The organism is Paenibacillus pinisoli (assembly GCF_003605435.1).
In the GTDB taxonomy this organism is placed as follows: domain Bacteria; phylum Bacillota; class Bacilli; order Paenibacillales; family Paenibacillaceae; genus Pristimantibacillus; species Pristimantibacillus pinisoli.
Genome location: NZ_QXQB01000006.1, coordinates 263,256 through 280,742, shown reverse-complemented (window position 1 = coordinate 280,742; position 17,487 = coordinate 263,256). Strand labels below are relative to the sequence as shown.

The window sequence follows — 17,487 nt, the reverse complement described above, 5'->3', positions numbered from 1 at the left end:
ATTGCTCCGTCTTTCCCGAGTCGGCCATGCGACCAACTCGCGTATCCGGTATTAGCATTCGTTTCCGAATGTTATCCCAGTCTTACAGGCAGGTTACCTACGTGTTACTCACCCGTCCGCCGCTAACCATCAGGAGTGCAAGCACTCCATCAAGTCCGCTCGACTTGCATGTATTAGGCACGCCGCCAGCGTTCGTCCTGAGCCAGGATCAAACTCTCCATAAAAGTGTTTGACTTGCTCAATAACGTTGTTGCTTTTCTGTTTCATGCTTACGAAGCAAGCTTTGCTCCGCAAACCTTTTAACAGGGCATTTTCGCTCGTTGTTCAGTTTTCAAAGAACAATCATTTGTCTTTCATGTCAGCCCTTTGTCTCAGCGGCGACTTTTATAATATATCACAGCTGCCTAGGTTAATGCAAGCATTTTTTTGAATCTTTTTTTCTTGCCCGCTTGCCGTATTCCCTGGGGCGAACATTAATGTAGCATAATTCGAGACAACTCGTCAACCACTTCGACTATATTCGCAACATTCTGAGTTGGGCGAGCATTCAATCCTTTGTTAAACGATAAAAAGCTGAACGCCCGCGAGCATCAAAACCCCCGGTACGCCAAGCACGACAGCCGTACTTATCGTAATTGGATTAAGCGGAATATGGAGCCCTTCCACAATAGCAAGCTCGTTAACGAGATATAGCAAACCCGCTGCAATGACCATATGCAGCGCAAATCCTTTTAGCCATCCCCATGACAGCTTGTTCCGAAGCAATATACCTATCAATAGCAGCGATGAAACGATCAATATAGACAGCCACACCATTTTCATTCTCCAATCTCCTCCCATTTGGGCCATGGCCCTTTCATTTCTTTGGCTTTATGAATGAGCATGGCGTATCTCTTCTCTGCCGTAATAATCGCATGAATTGCATAGTCCACTTGCTCATGCCCAAGAGCATGTTCGAAAAATCGCTTCGCATTCTCCCATTCCCTAAGCGTCTCCCGTATTTCTTCTTTGATGCGCCGCATGCGTGTCAGCTCTTCACCCTGTGTAACAGTCGAATTCATAGCCCGTCCCCCTCGTCCATGATTCTGATTGGCTTCCTTCTTATGTGTATAAGCCATGGGACAAGAATAGAACGGCATTCTAAACGAGTTATCTCCAAATAACAAAAAAAGAGCCCCCTGGGGGAGCTCGATTCTTGCCATACACACATATGGGATCAACTTAATTCCCGTCTGCCTTCCAGCGCTTTGGACAGCGTCACCTCATCCGCATACTCCAGATCGCCGCCAACAGGCAATCCGTGCGCAATACGGGTAACTTTAAGACCAAAGGGCTTAACCAGCCGGGACAAATACATGGCGGTTGCCTCGCCTTCGATATTCGGATTGGTAGCCAGAATAAGCTCCTGCACCTGCTCATCGCTAAGTCTTCTTAGAAGCTCGGCTATCCGAATCTCATCCGGTCCGATCCCCTCCATTGGAGAGATTGCGCCTTGCAGCACATGATAATAGCCGTCGAATTCCTTCGTACGTTCCATCGCAACAAGATCTTTGGATTCCTGTACCACGCAAATAACAGAACCGTCACGAGACTTGTCTTGGCATATTCTGCAGGGGTCCGTATCCGTAATGTTGCAGCATACAGAGCAATAAAATAAGTTACGCTTCACGCTCACCAGCGCTTTGGCAAAGTCGATGACATCATCCTCTTTCATCCGCAGCACATGGAAAGCAAGCCTGGCTGCGGTCTTGGGACCAATGCCGGGCAAGCGTGTGAATGAATCGATTAGTTTCGCTATCGGTTCCGGGTAATGCAAAGGGGTACAGCTCCTTTCAGGCCTTCAGCAAAGCATCAGCCTGTCGATTAGAACAGACCCGGGATTTTCATGCCGCCTGTAAATTTGCCCATGTCTTGGTTAGCAAGCTCATCTGCCTTTGTAAGAGCGTCATTAACAGCAGTCATGACAAGGTCTTGCAGCATTTCTACATCATCCGGATCTACCGCTTCCGGCTTGATGACAATGTTAAGAAGCTTCTTATGTCCGTTTACAGTTACCGTTACAACGCCGCCGCCAGCTGTACCTTCAACCGACTTCGTTTCCAGCTGCTCCTGAGCCTTCAGCATTTGCTCCTGCATCTTCTTGACTTGCTTCATCATTTGATTCATATTGTTCATTTCATTCACCCCATTGAATTAGTTGTTATTGATTTTCTTTCACGACCACAAGATCTTCACCGAACAACTTGACTGCTTCCTCAACCCATTCGGGCCGCTTGCTCGCCGCAACTGGCGCGCCTTCCCCCTCTGGCACAAGCTCCAGCGGTTCGCTAGCCGGATTGCCCGCGCCATCAAGGGCAGCTTGCCAATCCTTCAGCATGACGGTTACCAGATTGTAGCTGACTCCAAGCACTTCCTGCGCGATTCTCTCGATAATCTCACGGTGATTCGGCTTCTCTGTCGTTTCCCTATGAATATCATTCTTGAAGGCCAGAAGCAAATTTCCGCCATCGACGGATACCAGCTCTCCATCCTTCAACCATGCGTGCAGAGTAACTTTGGCATCCTTGACCCGGCTTAACACATCGCCCCAACGGGAGCGCGCGATGCTAGTCTCCGGACTGCCGGCCGCCGCAATATAACCATCGAGCTTTACCTTCGCGCGGGCAATGCCGCCGCCACCGAATGAGCCGCGAAGCGCTCCCCTGGCGTTAGGCGCCGGATTGCGGGATGCTCCCGCCCCTGCGTCTTGTCCGGCTTGAACCTGCACGCCGTTCTGAACCAGGCTTTCGAGCTTGCGCTCCAATGCCTGGACTTGCTGGCGAAGCTTCGTCACTTCAGCGGAGGAAGCACTGTCGCTGCCTCCGGTATCTCTGGCTCCTTCGGAAGCATGGTCGTCTCCGATAGCGCAAAGTTTCATCAAAGCCACTTCGAACAATGTCTGCGGCTGTGAGGCATGTTTTAATTCTACTTGATAACGATTGAGCACATCAATCATCGCGAACAATCGCTGGGAGGAATAGGCCTCGGCCATTTCGCGGAATCGGTCGCGGTCTACTACCCGCTCCGTAACGGCGCCTCCAGTCGGTGCAAGCTTCAGGACAAGCAAATCGCGGAAATAATACATGAGATTCTCCATGCACTTGTCTGCTGCCTTGCCCGCTTGCATCAAGCTTTCGACCAGCGGCATCAAAGCCGCTACATTGCGTTCCCGCACAGCTTCCGCCAGTTGATAGAATTGATCCGCCGCCATACCGCCTGTCACATCAATAGCTGCGTCCAGCGTAATACGCCGATCGCCGAATGCCGCGACTTGCTCAAGCAAGCTTATAGCATCCCGCATGCCGCCCTCGGACAATCTGGAGATATAAGCGATCGCATCTTCATCAGCCACGATGCCCTCATCCCCGCAAATCTGCAGAAGTCTGGCCGATTGCTCCTCTAGCGATACTTGCCGGAAGTCAAACCGCTGGCACCTCGAAATAATGGTTGCCGGAAGCTTGTGCGGCTCCGTCGTCGCCAATATAAAGATGACATGCCCCGGCGGCTCCTCCAGCGTCTTGAGCAGCGCGTTGAACGCCTCTGTGGTAAGCATATGAACCTCATCGATAATGTACACTTTAAAGCGCACTTCCGACGGTGCGTATCTCACCTTGTCTCTAATTTCCCGAATTTCATCAATGCCGCGATTGGATGCGGCATCAATCTCGATGACATCCATAATGTGTCCCGCCGTAATTCCGCGGCAAGCATCACATTCATTGCAGGGCTCCACCGCCGGTCCCCGTTCGCAGTTCACAGCTTTGGCGAGCACCTTGGCTGTCGTCGTCTTCCCCGTCCCGCGGGGTCCGTTGAACAGATAGGCATGAGATACGCGATTCTCTCGAATCGCATTTTGAAGCGTTTGTATAATATGCTGCTGTCCAACCATGTCCTGAAACGTCTGAGGACGCCAGGCACGATATAACGCAATATGTGACACGCGACCCTTCCCTTTCAGCTTGCTGATCTTCTCGAAGCAGCGTTTTCAGATGCATCTATTATACTACATCAGCGCACCAAGCAAAATGTTAAAAAGCTTATGCATGCAAAAAGTCCCGCAGCCTCGTTCACTCGAGGGCTTCAGCCACTTAAGGAACGGAACTGCGGGACTTTTATGATACGGGCATCCGCTGCCCTTCAATATCTATGGTTAGGACCGTGCACCTGCCCCCGATACATGAGATCCAAGTGGCATTCTTGCTGCACAGCTCGAGCCAGGCACTCCCCCGGCACATGAACTAACTTGCTTACGGCTGCTTCCTTCCGGACCTGACCGGGTTCACAAGCGTCCATTGCGGAGGACCCAGCTGTCAACACTGCTTGCAAGCGCCAAGCCTCACATCAGCATAACCTCAGACAGGAATTCAACCTCGCTACAGCGGATTGCGAGTTACAGGGCACCGCTACCTCCCCATCTAGCACGGCAAAGACAAGTATAGTACATTCCAGAGCAAAGCGCAACCTATGGAGTTTTTTACATACCGCCACCGTTGTATGTCAAAAATCTCCTTAGGTGTTTTTTACATGTCGAAGACTGTGAAAAAGCACCATGGAGTTTTTTGCATGTCGCAAGACTGCGAAAAAGCACCATGGAGTTTTTTACCGCATTAGACTAATTGAATATCTCGTGAATATTCAAAAACTAATCGGCGATCAAAACTTCCGCTATACGCGGTCGCTCATCTTCGTATTGCTTCGATCATTGTTTTTATCACATGCCGTCAGGCTGCGAAAAATCTCCTTAGGTGATTTTAACTTCATTCTTAACTGCGCACCTTTACATGCACATCGTATCGCGGGAAGTTCGCTTGCAGAATATTCTGCGCTTCGGCCCGAATCCGATTACGCTCGGCATCGGACAATCCTGACTCGAGGCGCAGCGTAACGTTGGCATCGTCCCCGTTAAAGCCGACCTCCGTCTTGCGGATACCCTTCACTTGCTGCAGCAGTTCGCCTATAAACTGGATATCCTTCTCATACAGAGTGCCGCTGCGATTAAGCAAATTCGGATTCGTATTGGAGTAGCCCAAATACCCGTCATTATGATAAGTCCGGGCTTTTTCCGCCGCATCTCTTGCACATCCGCTAAGCATTACTACAGCACCGAACAGACCGATCCACAGCAGCTTCCACATCCTGCGTCCTCTTCTATATCCCTTGAAAATGCCCATAAAAAAACCTCCCTTATACCATAGGATGGCTGAGGGAGGTGCTTGTATTCTGCCAAATAAAGGCTGAATGTTCGTAATAAAATTAAATGCCGTATTTCTTCTTGAAACGGTCGACGCGGCCGCCGGCATCCAGGAACTTCTGCTTACCCGTGAAGAATGGGTGACATGCGGAGCAAACCTCAACACGAAGGGTCGATTTGATCGAACCTGTCTCGAACGTATTGCCGCAAGCGCAAGTTGCTGTAACGACGTGGTATGTCGGATGAATACCTTGTTTCATCTCGTTCACCTCTTTCTGCCCTGAGCCACATGCGGACCCAGAGTTAAATCACACATAGTGGATTATAGCACGATAGGCAGCTTGGCGCAATGCCTGGCCGGCTCTCGCAGCACGATTGGTACAATTTGTTAACGAGCGATAATAGGACGGCGCATTCCGGCTGGCGGCACATGCGTATACGATCCGATTACGACATCAGGAAGCTCCTGACGGTAAATCTCCAGCATTTGCTTCATGCCGTAGATTTCCCCCTGCGCTTTCGGAATGAGCTCCAGATAGCTCTCCGGATCGATGTTCAAGTTGCGCATCTGAATGAGCTTCAGCCCCGTACGTTTGGCAAACCCGATCATCGCTTCAATCTCTTCCTCCCGGTCCGTAACGCCGGGGAAGATCAGATAGTTAATAGAAGTATATACGCCTTGATCTGTCGCATATTTGAGCGAGCGTTCCACATTCTGCAGCGTATAAGCGCGCGGTTTGTAGTACGCATTATAATGCTCGTCGATCGCGCTAATCGTACTGACCCGCATGAGGTCGAGACCAGCATCCACAATAGCCCTCATAAAGTCAGTCAATCCGGCATTGGTATTAATATTAATATAGCCAAGCGAGTTTTGGGCGCGCACACGCTTCATCGCTTCTACAATAATTTTCACTTGCGTGGAAGGCTCGCCTTCACAGCCTTGGCCGAAGCTGATGATAGACTCAGGCTCCTTCAGCTGCTCCAGCATAATCTCTACCACTTCGTCCACAGTCGGCTTGAAGTTCATGCGCGTCTGCGGCGCCACGAAGCCGCTGTCATCCGGCTGCTCCGAGATGCAGCCGAAGCAGCCTGCATTGCAGGAATACGAGACAGGCACTGCGCCTTCCCATCTGCTTAAGAAAGTATTGGAGGCTGTCAGACATTCGTATCCCAGCGCACAGTTGGACAGATGCTTGTACAGCCTGTTATCCGGATACTTCTGCAGCAGCCGTTCAACTTGTACATTCAACTCTTGCCGGTCGCAATTCAGGGGATCCCAACGTTCCGGATCATCGCATTGCTCCGCGGTAACGTAGAATCGTCCGTCCTTCCATACAACAGCTGTATAGCCGAATAGCGGCAGCTTCTCTTTCTTGTCCGACTTGACATAGCCGGGCAGACAGAGACGGGTATAACCTTGCGGCAAAAGCGCGCCTACAGCCTGTGAGCCGCTTGGCAATGCCTGCATTTGACCGGATTCGGGATCAAGCCCAATAGGTCTGGTGAACGGCAGGCTGACCAGCGTCGCCCCTTCCGGCAGCGGGATAAGCTCGTCTTCCATAATCTCCACAATCATATCGCCGCTTCGGCCTAGTCCGATATAGTCAGGATGGTCGAACACATTGCCGTGTTCGTCCGCATATACGAGATTCATGATGTACTCCTTTCCTCGAGGCCTTATGAAGTATGCGTCGTTCTGGCTACCGGCCTGCGGCTTGCAGGCGCGCCTGAATTGCTCTTCATCGAAGGCCGTTCACTCTTCGGCGGATCTGCCGATGTATCCAGCGACATGAGGAACTGTTCGTTGTTCTCTGAATCCTTAAGCTTCTTGAGGAAGTTGTCGACAAAGTCAGGCGTGTCGGTCAAGCTTCTGCGAATCGCCCATACCTTATCCAGCTCTTCCTTGCTAAGCAGCATCTCTTCGCGGCGCGTTCCCGATCTGCGCATATCCAGCGCAGGGAAGATCCGGCGCTCTGCCAGCTTCCGGTCGAGATGAAGCTCCATATTGCCCGTGCCTTTAAATTCCTCATAAATAATATCGTCCATACGCGAGCCTGTCTCGATCAATGCCGTCGCCAGAATCGTCAGGCTGCCGCCCTCTTCCACATTGCGGGCAGAGCCGAAGAAGCGCTTCGGACGATGGAACGCAGCAGGGTCGATACCGCCGCTAAGCGTCCGTCCAGACGGCGGGATAACCAGGTTATACGCTCTCGCAAGACGAGTGATGCTATCAAGCAGAATGACGACGTCCTTCTTGTGCTCTACCAATCGAAGAGCGCGCTCTAATACAAGCTCCGCTACTTTGATATGATTCTCCGGGAGCTCGTCGAATGTCGATGATACAACCTCGCCTTTGACCGAACGCTGCATATCCGTTACTTCCTCCGGACGCTCGTCAATGAGCAGCACAAACAGCTCGATATCCGGATGATTCTCCGATATGCTATTGGCGATTTCCTTCAGCAAAAGAGTTTTGCCCGCCTTCGGCGGTGCGACGATCAGACCCCTCTGGCCAAGTCCAACAGGCGCGAGTAAGTCCATCATGCGAGTAGATAGCTTCGACTGCGAGGTTTCGAGCACTAATTTCTTCTCGGGATATAGAGGAGTAAGGGCAGGAAAATGAAGTCGTTCAGACGCTGTATCGGGATTCTCCCCATTCACGGCATTCACTTGAAGCAGACCGAAATAACGTTCGTTTTCTTTTGGCGGCCGGCATTTGCCGGATACGAGATCGCCGTTCCTCAGATCGAATCTGCGGATCTGGGAAGCCGAGATATAAATATCTTCTTTGCTTGGCAGATAATTAATAGGACGCAAGAAGCCGAAGCCTTCCTGCAAAATATCAAGTACGCCTTCCATGAACATAAGTCCGCTCTTCTCGGCCTGAGCACGCAGAATAGCGAAAATAAGCTCCTTTTTCTTCAACTGACCGTAATAGGCGATCTGGTACTGCTTCGCCAGCTTGTACAGTTCCGTCAGCTTTAAGCCTTCCAGATCCGCGATCTGTAGATCGGACATATTCTCACCACTTTATTCAAATTATATAGAGTATGACTGATTAAACATCTTTTCCATTCTATGGCAATTCTATTCCATACGCGCATACGGAGTCCTTAGGACTCCGTCTCGCGCCATACTTCCGCACCCAATCTGGTGAGGTTCTCCACAAGATGATCATATCCGCGGTCAATGTATTCCACATTCGTAATTTCCGTAACGCCATCCTCGACGGTCAAAGCAGCCACTACAAGAGCGGCGCCCGCCCGGAGATCCGCAGCTTTCACCTTGGCAGCGTTAAGCTTCGTGCCTTCAATAATGGCAGAGCGGCCTTCCATACGAATATTCGCGCCCATCCGCGACAGCTCCGGCACATGCTTGAACCGTGTTCCGTACACATAATCAGACAATATGCTGACACCATTCGCTTGGGTTAGCAACGTCGTCATCGGAGACTGCAAATCGGTGGCAAAGCCCGGATAGATTAATGCTTTAACATCAATTGCTGTATATTCTGGCGCTCCGACAATGCGGATCGCTTCATCCATCTCTTCCACTTGCACGCCCATCTCTTCCAGCTTGGCGGTCAGCGCCTCCAAGTGCTTAGGAATAACGTTATCGATAAGAACATCGCCGCGTGTTGCCGCAGCCATAATCATATAAGTGCCTGCCTGGATTCGGTCTGGAATAATGGAGTGACGGCAGCCGTGAAGACGATCGACCCCTTCGATACGGATCGTTTCGGTTCCGGCGCCTTTAATGGTGGCGCCCATGGCGTTCAGGAGAGTAGCTACATCTATAATTTCAGGCTCTTTTGCCGCATTTTCAATAATTGTATGGCCTTTGGCTCTTGAAGCCGCCAGCATAATATTAATCGTCGCGCCTACGCTTGCGACGTCCAGATAAATCTTTGCTCCGCGCAGTTCCTTAGCGGCAATCCGAATGGAACCATGTTCATTCGTTACCGTAGCGCCCAGCGCTTCAAATCCTTTAATGTGTTGATCAATAGGCCGCGGCTCGAAGTTGCAGCCGCCCGGAAGTCCGATCGTCGCTTCGCCGAAACGTCCCAGCAATGCACCCATCATATAATAAGACGCTCTAAGCAGCTTCACCTTGCCATTAGGCATCGGCTTCGAGATCAGCTGCGAGGGATCGATGCGCATCGTATCGCCATCACGCTTCACGACAGCACCCAGCTCTTGCAATATTTCACTATAGACCGCCACATCGCTAATCTGCGGCAAATTATCAAGTACAACTTCCGATTCTGCCAGAATCGCTGCCGGCACAAGAGCCACTGCACTGTTCTTGGCCCCGCTGATCTGGACAGTTCCGCGCAGCGGACGCCCGCCGCGGATCATGAGTTTCTCCATCAAATCAATAATCCTCCTGTTAGTTGGAAGATAACAAAGGAAAAACCGCCGAAGCTAACGGCTCTGAAGCCGCTAGCTCTGTTCAGGCGGTTTGTCCTCCCTTGTTCCTGTTGCTTAAGCTTGATTGCTGCTTCCGAACAAACGGATTTTTTCTTGAATAACAGCCTTCATCGCTGCGCGTGCAGGCGTCAAGTATTTACGAGGATCGATTACATCAGCTTTAGCGCCCAGCACTTCGCGGATCGCGTTCGTGCAAGCCACTTGGTTCTCCGTATTCACGTTGATTTTGCCAACGCCAGCTGCGATCGACAGGCGAATCGCTTCGTCTGGAACGCCCGAACCGCCGTGAAGTACCACTGGTACTGGAATAGCGTCAGATACTTTTTGAATAATATCGTAATGGATTTTTGGCTCGCCTGAGTACATGCCATGAGCTGTACCGACAGCAATAGCCAGACAGTCTACGCCAGTCTCTTCGTAGAAGCGGATCGCTTCCTCTGGTTTAGCCAATGTAGCATCAGCTTCATCAACGCTCAGGTCATCCTCAACGCCGCCGATTGTACCAAGCTCGCCCTCTACGGATACGCCCATAGCGCGTGCTGCTTTCACAACTTCCTTCGTCAATTTGATGTTCTCTTCCAGGCCGTAGTGGGAGCCGTCGAACATAACGGACGAGAAACCTGCGCGGATACATTTCATTGCAACTTCAAAGCTGCTGCCGTGGTCAAGGTGAAGCGCGATTGGCAGGCCGGATTTTTTGGCAGCCGCTTCAGCCATTGCTACGGTAAATTCGATACCCATGTATTTCAGAGCGCCTTCGCTGACTCCGTAAATAAATGGCGAGTTTTCTTCCATAGCAGCCTCGACAGTCGCTTGCGCGAATTCCAGGTTGTTCATGTTGAATTGACCTACTGCGAATTTGTTTGCTTTTGCTTTTGGCAAAAACTCATTCATAGACACGAGTGGCATAGTTCTGTTTCCTCCTATAGTTAGCTTTCTGTCTCAAGCCCGTTCCGACTTGTCATTCTGAGCTATTATATCATATTGCGGCTGCAAATAGTAAAGCTTGTTTTATCAGGGCCCCAAAGGCTATGACCGCTTTATGCAGGCCTTGGAATTTCATAGCAGCTGCAGAGTTGACAGACCTGCGGCTTCACGCAAAAACGGCACCAGTGCCTTCCAGCACCGGTGCCGCCTATATTCCATTATGATCCTACTGCGAAACGGCCAGAAGAGCTGCCTCCCTGCAACTGACGGTTCACTTCCATGCGCATTTCGTCAATGTCGAACGGCTTCGTGAAGTGCATCAGCGCTCCCAGGTCGGTCGCTTCCTTAATCATATCCAGTTCGCCATATGCAGTCATCATGATGACTTTAATCGAAGGGTCAATAGCCTTGATATGCTTCAGAATTTCCAGTCCGTCCATGCCAGGTATCTTCATATCCAATAAAACCAAATCCGGCGCTTCGTGCTTCACGATTTCCAGGGCGATTTTGCCATTGGCCGCCTGAAATGTATTGTAGCCCTCGCTGCTGAATACTTCCAGTAGCAGCACGCGGATTCCGTTCTGATCGTCAACAATAAGTACCTTCTTCTTATCCAAGCCTCATCTACCCCCCAAGACTAAACTCCATATAAAAAATAGAAATCATCGAAAATCCTCATTTTTTATATATTCGTGAAGCTAAGGGATTTTCCTTCTAATCCATACAAAAACTTACTGGCTTTGATAGGAAATGCGACATCAGCTTATAATTTGACTTCCAATTAGCGTTCGGAGTATCCCACTGCCGCGCGTACGAAGCCTTGGAACAACGGCTGCGGACGGTTCGGTCTGGACGTGAACTCCGGATGGAATTGAACGGCAAGGAACCATGGGTGATCGGCAAGCTCCACCATTTCAACCAGACGGCCGTCCGGCGACGTGCCGGAGATGCGCAGTCCTGCGGCTTCAATCGCTTCTCTATATTCATTGTTGAACTCATAGCGGTGGCGATGACGCTCGTATACCAGCTCGTCCGAATATTCGCGTGCCGCAACCGTCTCAGGCGCGATCTTGCACGGATACAGGCCAAGACGCATCGTTCCGCCCAGATCTTCGATGTCCTTCTGATCCGGAAGCAGGTCGATGACCGGATACGGCGTAGCGGAGTTGATCTCCGAGCTGTTCGCATTCGCCAGTCCAACCACGTTGCGCGCAAATTCAATCACGGCAACCTGCATGCCCAGGCAGATGCCGAAGAACGGAACGCCTTGCTCGCGCGCATAGCGAATCGCGCTGATCTTGCCTTCGATGCCGCGGTCGCCGAAGCCTCCCGGCACGAGAATGCCATGAACGCCTTGCAGGCTCTCCGCTACATTGGCATCGGTCAGAAGCTCCGCATCAACCCAGCGGATCTTGATCTCGGAATCAAGCGCGATGCCCGCATGTCCAAGCGATTCTACGATACTGAGGTAAGCGTCATGAAGCGCTACATACTTGCCTACAATTGCGATTTCGGTCGTCTTGTGCAGCGACTTCACGCGTGCAACCAGACTTTCCCATTCGCGCATGTCCGGCTGATCCGTCGTCAGCTTCAGGTGATTGACTACGATCTCGTCGAGTCCTTGCTCTCTGAGCATGAGCGGCACTTCGTACAAGGTAGAAGCGTCACGGCATTCCACAACAGCATTCGCGTCAATGTCGCAGAACAGGCCGATCTTGCGCTTCATGTCCTCAGCCAGCGGATATTCAGTACGGCATACGATGACATTCGGCTGAATGCCAATGCTGCGCAGCTCTTTTACGCTATGCTGGGTTGGCTTCGTCTTCACTTCGCCAGCCGCTTTTATATAAGGAATGAGCGTTACATGAATATACATCACATTGTCGCGGCCGATGTCGCTCTTGATCTGGCGGATAGCTTCCAGGAACGGCAAGCTCTCGATATCGCCAACCGTACCGCCGATCTCTGTAATGACAACGTCGGAACCCGCTTCGCGGCCGGCGCGGAATACGCGATCCTTGATTTCGTTCGTAATATGGGGAATAACTTGCACTGTGCCGCCAAGGTAATCGCCGCGGCGCTCTTTCGTAATGACGTTGGAGTAGATTTTGCCCGTCGTTACGTTGCTGTTCTTCGAAAGATTGATGTCGATGAAGCGCTCATAGTGACCAAGATCAAGGTCAGTCTCCGCTCCGTCGTCGGTTACGAATACTTCGCCGTGCTGATACGGGCTCATCGTTCCCGGGTCCACGTTAATGTACGGATCGAACTTTTGAATCGTAACTTTCAGACCTCTGTTCTTCAGCAATCTGCCAAGAGAAGCTGCTGTTATTCCCTTGCCCAAGGATGAGACTACGCCGCCGGTTACAAATATATATTTGGTCACTGTGATGATACCCTCCATGCTCCTATGTTAATTTCAGTTTGCCCTTACAGAGGTGGTTTAAAAAGCGATCATGATGAAGGCCTGACTTTTTAAACGTACGCTTTCAGGTCAAAACTTTGCTTCCTAACTAGTCCCTTCAAACAAAAAAAGTGACACCCGTAGCACCGGGGGCACTTTTCTCATCTGCATATCAAATGCGTTATTTGTTAACCTATTCTTAAAGCCCATGCAATAGTTTACTCTGCCGCCACAGGGCATGTCAAGCAAAACTAGCTTCCATTTCGGACTATCGTCCGTCCTCTTCACCTTCGTCGTCGAAGGAGTCTTCCTCATCCTCTTCCTCGGAGTCCAGATCTTCTTCTTCGCCTTCTTCTTCGAGGTCTTCGTCATCGATTTCGACATCCTCGTCTACTTCCGATTCCTCTTCCGATTCCTCGTAGTCTTCGTTGTCTTCATCGTATGCATCGTAATCCTCGTCTTCCGCTGCATAGCTGTCGTCTTCCTCGTCTGCGAACAGATCCTCGTCTTCCAGATCGTCATCATCATTGATGATACGGGTACGCTTCGCATTGCCCACAGGATCCTCGGAACGCTCGACCGGATACCAGCGCTTCAGCCCCCACATGTTGCTGCCGACGCAAGCGAATCGCCCGTCAATGTTAATCTCCGTATATACCTGCGCGATGAACTGATTGATTCCTTCTTCAGAAAGACCGCGTATCTTAGCAATCTCCATCATCAGATCACGATAATAATAAGGCGTATTTGCCGCTTTCAGCACCTCGAACGCCAAGTCGACCATCGGCATCTCTTTTACGCGCTCGGGATCAAGCTTTAGTGTAAAGTTGCTTCCGCTCATATCGACACATCCTCTCTTGCCCAAAAATTATGTACATTTTATTAGTCGCTTACACGCTAGTCACAGTATAGTAAAACCTATTTCATGCAAAAAATCAAGCGGACTTCCATTTAGCCCCCGGCACAGCAAAAAGCGAAGGAGCGACCCTTCGCTTTGACTGTATCCATCCGACAAGCCGCAAGCGGAATTATCGGAAATGCAAGAGCATGGTAAGCTCTTCATTTATCCTATGTCCTTTGGTGAAAAATGACACGGCATTCGACCTATTTCTCGGAAAAAGGGCAAGTTGCTCATGCGGCGGAAGATGCGAATTCATAAGATGATGAAGCATCGTCCTTCGGGAGGGGAAGCCAAAATTGGATACCGCCGCATTATTACGCTGGTTACAGCAAGTGACAACAAACAGCCAATCCGCCACTACCAAAAGAATTATAAGATTCCAGAATGGCAGCGAGTACCGGCGCTTCCTTCGCAAGCTGTCCGAAGCGGCTGCAACGGCTGCAAATCTGAAAGAGATCAGGCCTCTGCCTTTTATACAGGGCATCTCCTGCAAGCTGCCGACCGATGCCAGACTTCAGGGACCCTTCTCCGGACGCGTCTGGATGGAGAAAGACTGCAAGATCAGCGTAAGCCCCTCGGGTCAAAAAGCGCTCGCGATTGAAAACGGCATTCCATGGGGCGTTCAGCACATTCGGGCACCGCATGCCTGGGGGATAACGACGGGCCACCGGGTCAAGGTTGGCGTCATCGACACCGGCGTCGACTTTGGACATCCCGACCTGCATCACTCGCTCCTCCGCGGCATTAACCTGTTGAATCGAAGCAAGATGCCTTATGACGACAACGGGCACGGCACGCATATCGCCGGCACCATCGCTGCAGCCAACCAAATGCAAGGCATGATTGGCGTAGCGCCAAGAGCGCTTATCGCACCTGTGAAAGCCTTCGACCATAATGGCAGCGCCTTTGTCTCCGACATCGTTCTCGGAATCGAATGGTGCGTACGCAACGGAATGAATGTCATCAACATGAGCTTCGGCATGAAAACCCGAAGCAAGGCGCTGCTCGGCGCGGTAACGAACGCCTATAATTCCGGCGTCATCATCGTAGCCTCCTCGGGCAACGACGGGAAGCTGCGCTCGGTAGATTACCCGGCGCGTTACCCGCAGACGATCTCCGTAGGAGCCACGAACCGCCACCGGCGCATCGCGCCATTCAGCAACCGCGGCACTTATATCGACATCTACGCGCCCGGCGACAAAATCACGTCAGCCTGGCTGCGGGGCAAATACAATGAGATGAGCGGCACGTCAATGGCCACCTCTCATGTCAGCGGCGCAATCGCTCTGCTGCTATCGCTCCGCCCTGGATTGTCTCCCGGCGAAATCAAGTCCATTATGAAGCGATCCATGCAGCCGCTCAAAAACAGCAAAGCCCGCCGAAATATCGGCGAGCTGGATGTCATACGTATGCTGCAAGCCGCGGAGCGGAAATAGCTCTGCGGCTTGTTTTATGATCTTACATGCGCTCCGGCGCAGATACGCCGACCAGACGAAGCACGTTCGCGATGGCGACCCGTACAGCGCCAAGCAGCGCCAGCCTTGCTGCCGTCTGCTCCGCGTCCTCGGTGATAACCCGCTCCGCACGGTAATAGCTGTGCAGCTCCGCAGCCAGCTCATAGACGTAACGGATCAGGCGATGCGGCGCGTATTGCGCAGCGGCCTCCGCCACCTCCTGCGGCAGCTCGCCGATCTTGCGGATCAGATCGTATTCCGCTTCCGTATTCAGCTTGTCATAATTCACGCTGCCCGCATCCGGAATCGCGACGCCTTGCTCCTCCGCTTGTCTGTAGATGCTGCAAATTCGGGCATGGGCGTATTGAACATAGAAAACCGGATTCTCGTTGGATGTTGAGATCGCCAGATCCATGTCGAAATCCAGATGCGAGTCCATGCTTCTCATGGAGAAGAAATAGCGGATGGCGTCTACGCCAACTTCATCCATGAGATCCTCCATCGTTACCGCTTTGCCGGTACGCTTCGACATCTTCATCTTCTCGCCGTTCTGGAACAGGCTGACCATCTGGGCAATCAATACCGTCAGTTTCTCCGGATCGTTGCCGAGCGCCGCCATTGCAGCCTTCACACGCGGAATATAGCCATGATGATCCGCTCCCCAGATGTTGATCATCCGGTCGAAGCCGCGGCCGTACTTATCGCGGTGGTACGCAATGTCCGGCGTCAAATACGTATACGACCCGTCGTTTTTCACAAGAACGCGGTTTTTGTCGTCGCCGAACGGAACCGTCGACAGCCAAGTCGCGCCTTCTTCCTCATATACGTGTCCGGATGCCTTCAGCGCTTCAAGTCCCTGCTCGACTTGACCGCTCTCGTAAAGCGAAGTCTCGCTGTACCAGACGTCGAAGCCTACGCGGAAGCGTCCAAGATCGCGCTTGATCTTGTCCAGCTCCTTCTCCAGCCCGAAGCTGCGGAAGTAGGTAAAACGCTCTTGGTCGGACAGCTGCAGCAGCTTGTCGCCTTCCTGCTCCGCGAGACCTTTGGCAAATCCGATAATGTCTTCTCCGTAATAGCCGTCCTCCGGCATCTCCGCCTCTTGGCCAAGCGCCTGGCGGTAACGCGCCTCCAGCGACAGCGCCAAATTCTCCACTTGCTTGCCGGCGTCGTTAATATAATATTCGCGCGTTACATCGTAGCCCGCGAAGTCCAGCACGTTGCACAGCGAATCGCCGACAGCCGCGCCGCGAGCATGGCCCAGATGAAGGCTGCCCGTCGGATTGGCGCTGACGAACTCCACTTGCACGCGCGAGCCTTCGCCTGCCGATACACGGCCATAATCTTCTCCCGCTTTAAGCGCATCTGCAATAATCGGATATAAATAGCTTTTGTCCATACGGAAGTTGATGAAGCCCGGTCCTGCGATCTCAGCCGACTGGATGGATGCGCCCTTATGATCGAGATGCTCAATAATCGCTTCAGCAATCTGACGCGGATTCTTCTTCGCCAGCTTGGTCAGCTGCATCGCCGCATTCGTCGCAAGATCGCCGTGGGATTTGTCCTTCGGCACCTCAAGCGCGAATACCGGCAGATCCTCTCTCGCTGCCAGTCCCGCCGCTACTGCCGCATCGGCAATCGCCGCTTTCACTTGCTCATACAATTTGTCCAGTACATTCGCACTCATCATTCGTGATCCTCCTGAATATGGAGACGGATATGGAACCGTCCCGATAGTTGCTCGCTTACATATAAATCGTACCGCCACTCCAAGGTAAACGGCGGCGCCGTCGGCAATACCGCTCCCGCCTGATCCTCTCTCGCCTTCGCTTGCAGCGCAAGCGACTTCGTCCTGGTCTCCAGCTCGAATACCGTAACAGCCGAGCGGTACTGGCCGATCCGGCTTTGCCCGGATACGAACAGCTGGTCCGACTGCACAGCGCCGCTCCGCTTAAGCAGCAGCTCTCCCGGCGTATACCGGATGAGCGCCCGGGTCGCCTCGTCCTCCGCATAGCGGATGAACAGCGACTTCTCCTTGCGGAACCATTCACCTTTGTAACGGTGCGTCGCTTTCTCTCCGTCCGCCTTGCTTTCCAATATAATGATGGCCTTGCCGCTATCCCTCATTGCCCCGCTCCCGC

17 protein-coding genes, 1 rRNA gene and 1 other RNA gene are annotated in these 17,487 nt (G+C 52.0%); 1 reads left to right on the top strand and 18 read right to left on the bottom strand.

The window, feature by feature from the left end; translation table 11 throughout:
- The 16 genes from D3P09_RS24120 to rpoE all read right to left on the bottom strand — a co-directional run.
- Positions 1-224 (bottom strand): 16S ribosomal RNA (locus D3P09_RS24120); the annotation flags it as partial.
- A 334-nt stretch (positions 225-558) separates the two neighbouring features.
- The gene (locus D3P09_RS24115; RefSeq protein WP_120113984.1) at positions 559-822 is read right to left on the bottom strand and encodes a pro-sigmaK processing inhibitor BofA family protein; all 264 of its coding nucleotides are present in this window, start codon (positions 820-822) and stop codon (positions 559-561) included.
- Positions 819-1,061, bottom strand: a complete 243-nt coding sequence (locus D3P09_RS27855; protein ID WP_165867569.1) for a DUF2508 family protein — start codon at positions 1,059-1,061, stop codon at positions 819-821. Before D3P09_RS27855 ends, D3P09_RS24115 begins: the two co-directional genes overlap by 4 nt.
- 155 nt (positions 1,062-1,216) lie before the next feature.
- Positions 1,217-1,816, bottom strand: coding sequence for a recombination mediator RecR (gene recR / locus D3P09_RS24105; RefSeq protein ID WP_120113982.1), 600 nt, complete (start codon positions 1,814-1,816; stop codon positions 1,217-1,219).
- Positions 1,817-1,863: 47 nt separating this feature from the next.
- Complete coding sequence (locus D3P09_RS24100; RefSeq protein ID WP_120113981.1) at positions 1,864-2,175, bottom strand: YbaB/EbfC family nucleoid-associated protein; 312 nt, start codon at positions 2,173-2,175, stop codon at positions 1,864-1,866.
- A 25-nt stretch (positions 2,176-2,200) separates the two neighbouring features.
- The gene (gene dnaX, locus D3P09_RS24095) at positions 2,201-3,979 is read right to left on the bottom strand and encodes a DNA polymerase III subunit gamma/tau (protein ID WP_120113980.1); all 1,779 of its coding nucleotides are present in this window, start codon (positions 3,977-3,979) and stop codon (positions 2,201-2,203) included.
- Between the two features lie 216 nt (positions 3,980-4,195).
- Positions 4,196-4,463: signal recognition particle sRNA large type (gene ffs / locus D3P09_RS24090), an RNA gene on the bottom strand.
- A 339-nt stretch (positions 4,464-4,802) separates the two neighbouring features.
- The gene (locus tag D3P09_RS24085) at positions 4,803-5,210 is read right to left on the bottom strand and encodes a hypothetical protein (protein WP_120113979.1); all 408 of its coding nucleotides are present in this window, start codon (positions 5,208-5,210) and stop codon (positions 4,803-4,805) included.
- Positions 5,211-5,292: 82 nt separating this feature from the next.
- Entirely contained in the window at positions 5,293-5,490 is a 198-nt protein-coding gene (gene rpmE / locus D3P09_RS24080; protein WP_116047876.1) for a 50S ribosomal protein L31, read from the bottom strand.
- 128 nt (positions 5,491-5,618) lie between these two features.
- Positions 5,619-6,887 carry a radical SAM family protein gene (locus tag D3P09_RS24075; RefSeq protein WP_120113978.1) on the bottom strand — a complete coding sequence of 423 codons (1,269 nt, stop codon included), beginning with the start codon at positions 6,885-6,887 and terminating at the stop codon, positions 5,619-5,621.
- A gap of 23 nt (positions 6,888-6,910) precedes the next feature.
- Complete coding sequence (rho, locus tag D3P09_RS24070; protein ID WP_120113977.1) at positions 6,911-8,251, bottom strand: transcription termination factor Rho; 1,341 nt, start codon at positions 8,249-8,251, stop codon at positions 6,911-6,913.
- 95 nt (positions 8,252-8,346) lie between these two features.
- On the bottom strand, positions 8,347-9,603 hold the full coding sequence (locus tag D3P09_RS24065; protein WP_120113976.1) for a UDP-N-acetylglucosamine 1-carboxyvinyltransferase: 1,257 nt from the start codon (positions 9,601-9,603) through the stop codon (positions 8,347-8,349).
- Positions 9,604-9,717: 114 nt separating this feature from the next.
- Positions 9,718-10,572, bottom strand: a complete 855-nt coding sequence (gene fba, locus D3P09_RS24060; protein WP_120113975.1) for a class II fructose-1,6-bisphosphate aldolase — start codon at positions 10,570-10,572, stop codon at positions 9,718-9,720.
- A gap of 236 nt (positions 10,573-10,808) precedes the next feature.
- On the bottom strand, positions 10,809-11,207 hold the full coding sequence (locus D3P09_RS24055; RefSeq protein ID WP_120113974.1) for a response regulator: 399 nt from the start codon (positions 11,205-11,207) through the stop codon (positions 10,809-10,811).
- Between the two features lie 164 nt (positions 11,208-11,371).
- On the bottom strand, positions 11,372-12,976 hold the full coding sequence (locus D3P09_RS24050) for a CTP synthase (protein ID WP_120114003.1): 1,605 nt from the start codon (positions 12,974-12,976) through the stop codon (positions 11,372-11,374).
- A gap of 286 nt (positions 12,977-13,262) precedes the next feature.
- Positions 13,263-13,835 carry a DNA-directed RNA polymerase subunit delta gene (rpoE, locus tag D3P09_RS24045; RefSeq protein WP_120113973.1) on the bottom strand — a complete coding sequence of 191 codons (573 nt, stop codon included), beginning with the start codon at positions 13,833-13,835 and terminating at the stop codon, positions 13,263-13,265.
- Positions 13,836-14,191: 356 nt separating this feature from the next.
- Here rpoE and D3P09_RS24040 point away from each other — a divergent pair, with 356 nt between their 5' ends.
- A complete protein-coding gene (locus D3P09_RS24040; RefSeq protein WP_120113972.1) occupies positions 14,192-15,331 on the top strand; it encodes a S8 family peptidase in 1,140 nt (379 codons plus the stop codon).
- 22 nt (positions 15,332-15,353) lie between these two features.
- On the opposite strand, the gene argS is transcribed toward D3P09_RS24040, so the two are convergent.
- Together argS and D3P09_RS24030 are read right to left on the bottom strand one after the other, a co-directional pair.
- Complete coding sequence (gene argS, locus D3P09_RS24035) at positions 15,354-17,033, bottom strand: arginine--tRNA ligase (protein WP_120114002.1); 1,680 nt, start codon at positions 17,031-17,033, stop codon at positions 15,354-15,356.
- Complete coding sequence (locus tag D3P09_RS24030) at positions 17,033-17,473, bottom strand: YwiB family protein (protein ID WP_120113971.1); 441 nt, start codon at positions 17,471-17,473, stop codon at positions 17,033-17,035. The genes argS and D3P09_RS24030 overlap by 1 nt, the downstream gene beginning before the upstream one ends.
- Positions 17,474-17,487: the final 14 nt, after the last annotated feature.

Excerpts from the sequence above, each read along its gene's own strand:
- D3P09_RS24115 (WP_120113984.1), bottom strand. The coding sequence starts at position 822 with ATGAAAATGGTGTGGCTGTCTATATTGATCGTTTCATCGCTGCTATTG.
- D3P09_RS27855 (WP_165867569.1), bottom strand. The coding sequence starts at position 1,061 with ATGAATTCGACTGTTACACAGGGTGAAGAGCTGACACGCATGCGGCGC.
- D3P09_RS24100 (WP_120113981.1), bottom strand. The coding sequence starts at position 2,175 with ATGAACAATATGAATCAAATGATGAAGCAAGTCAAGAAGATGCAGGAG.
- D3P09_RS24085 (WP_120113979.1), bottom strand. The coding sequence starts at position 5,210 with ATGGGCATTTTCAAGGGATATAGAAGAGGACGCAGGATGTGGAAGCTG.
- rpmE (WP_116047876.1), bottom strand. The coding sequence starts at position 5,490 with ATGAAACAAGGTATTCATCCGACATACCACGTCGTTACAGCAACTTGC.
- D3P09_RS24075 (WP_120113978.1), bottom strand. The coding sequence starts at position 6,887 with ATGAATCTCGTATATGCGGACGAACACGGCAATGTGTTCGACCATCCT.
- rho (WP_120113977.1), bottom strand. The coding sequence starts at position 8,251 with ATGTCCGATCTACAGATCGCGGATCTGGAAGGCTTAAAGCTGACGGAA.
- D3P09_RS24065 (WP_120113976.1), bottom strand. The coding sequence starts at position 9,603 with ATGGAGAAACTCATGATCCGCGGCGGGCGTCCGCTGCGCGGAACTGTC.
- fba (WP_120113975.1), bottom strand. The coding sequence starts at position 10,572 with ATGCCACTCGTGTCTATGAATGAGTTTTTGCCAAAAGCAAAAGCAAAC.
- rpoE (WP_120113973.1), bottom strand. The coding sequence starts at position 13,835 with ATGAGCGGAAGCAACTTTACACTAAAGCTTGATCCCGAGCGCGTAAAA.
- argS (WP_120114002.1), bottom strand. The coding sequence starts at position 17,033 with ATGAGTGCGAATGTACTGGACAAATTGTATGAGCAAGTGAAAGCGGCG.
- D3P09_RS24030 (WP_120113971.1), bottom strand. The coding sequence starts at position 17,473 with ATGAGGGATAGCGGCAAGGCCATCATTATATTGGAAAGCAAGGCGGAC.